Genomic DNA, 1,729 nt, shown 5'->3' with positions numbered 1-1,729 from the left:
TTTCCATATACAAGACCGTTAGGTGCAATACTGAATGACATCGAAGATAGAATATAAAGGCCAATGGAAATTACCTTATGAGGAGGAATGGATAAATGGTACTTTATCATTTGACCCTAAATATGGTGGCAAATTGGAATTGTTTGGAACATTTAATCCAAACTTTCTTGACCAATCTAGTAAAGAAATAATATTAGGCAAAACTGATAATGGAGATATAACCTTAATTGATAATTGGTATAGAACAAAAAAAGTCACTACACATACTGGAGTTACTATTGGAATCTATGAACCAATTAAAATTATTAAAGGGCATCACTTTAAAAAAGAAACAGAAATAAATTTCAGAAAAGTAATATTTAAACCTTTTAATTTATTTCAATGGTTAGCCAAAACCGGACAAAATCACGATTTCAGAAATCATAGTAATTCTCATTCATTAAACTATGAGGAAGTTCCAAGAATAGAATTTGAATTGAATGAAAATTGCAAAGGATATATTAGCTTTGATGCACCTTTAAGTCTAAATGCAGATTACAATGCTGTTAATTTTAGAGAAGAAGCCTATGTTAACCTAATCTACTCTGATAAAGTAAATTTGTCAAAAATAATTGAAGACGTAACTATTTTTGTACAACTAATCACTCTACTTACTTTTGAACAAAGTTACCCTATCGACATCACTCTAAAAGACCAAGACTATACAACAGAACAAGGAAGATTTAAAGAAGAAAAATTCGTCAAGTGTTTTTATCGAACTACTTTCTACAGCCAAAAACATAAATTAAGGAATCAAGGTCAGCATATAGTAAGGTATTCGGAAATTGAACCTGATTTTCCAAAAATAATTCAAAACTGGTTTAATTTATACCATAAAATGGAACCTGTAATTATTTTAATGCTACACCATTTTAAAAGTAAATATCTCTTTTCTTCAGATAAATTTATGGACAGCATAAGAGCATTGGAAAGTTACCATAGACAGAATTTTAATAATGAAAGAATTCCAATTGAAAAATTTGATAAACTTGTTGCTGACATAAAAAGTCAAGTTGATTTAAGTGAAGACGATGAAAAGTGGTTGAGTAGTCGTCTAATTGGTAATGAACCAAGTCTTGCTACAAGATTAAAAGAATTAGTTACGGCTAATCAGAATGAGTATATTATTGAAAAAATTATAGATTTAAATAAATATTGCCATAAAGCAACTTCATCAAGGAATTATTACACTCATTATACCAAAGAGTTAGAAAAACGCGCTTTAAAAGGCTCTAAACTATCGGAATTAACTCGTACGAATAGAGGTTTATTATTTTCTTGTATTCTCAAAGAGATTGGAATAGAAAACGAGTATTTTGAAAAGGGATTAAAATATAATTTATAAAAAAGTACAGCACCTAACACCGTATATAATTTATTGCTAGTTCTAGCCTACTTACGAAAATCCTCGCGGATTTTCTATTCGGTTTTTATTTGCTAAATTACGTGCTAAACCACGCAACAAACCATATACAAACACGTTATAAAAAATAGCTTGAAAATTGTAACTTTCAATAAACTGTTTTTTTTAAAACATAAATCATCGGATTTTTTTCTTACTCAAATCGCAATAAAATAATCACATATTCTGATCACTCAATTCTCGAACTGAATTGTTCACGCAACAAGTAACCCTAAAAAACTTTTCAGATTAATAGGAACATAATAAGTTATTTACGAAATTCAGTTC

1 protein-coding gene is annotated in these 1,729 nt (G+C 28.9%); it reads left to right on the top strand.

Features of this window, described 5'->3' with window-relative positions:
• Nucleotides 1-34 precede the first annotated feature (34 nt).
• Entirely contained in the window at nt 35-1,384 is a 1,350-nt protein-coding gene (locus KO494_RS02660; RefSeq protein ID WP_215966049.1) for a HEPN domain-containing protein, read from the top strand.
• The last annotated feature ends 345 nt before the right edge of the window (nt 1,385-1,729 follow it).

The sequence above is a fragment of the Lacinutrix sp. C3R15 genome (assembly GCF_018860825.1).
Lineage (GTDB): Bacteria > Bacteroidota > Bacteroidia > Flavobacteriales > Flavobacteriaceae > Oceanihabitans.
This window is presented reverse-complemented; position numbering and strand designations above follow the sequence as displayed.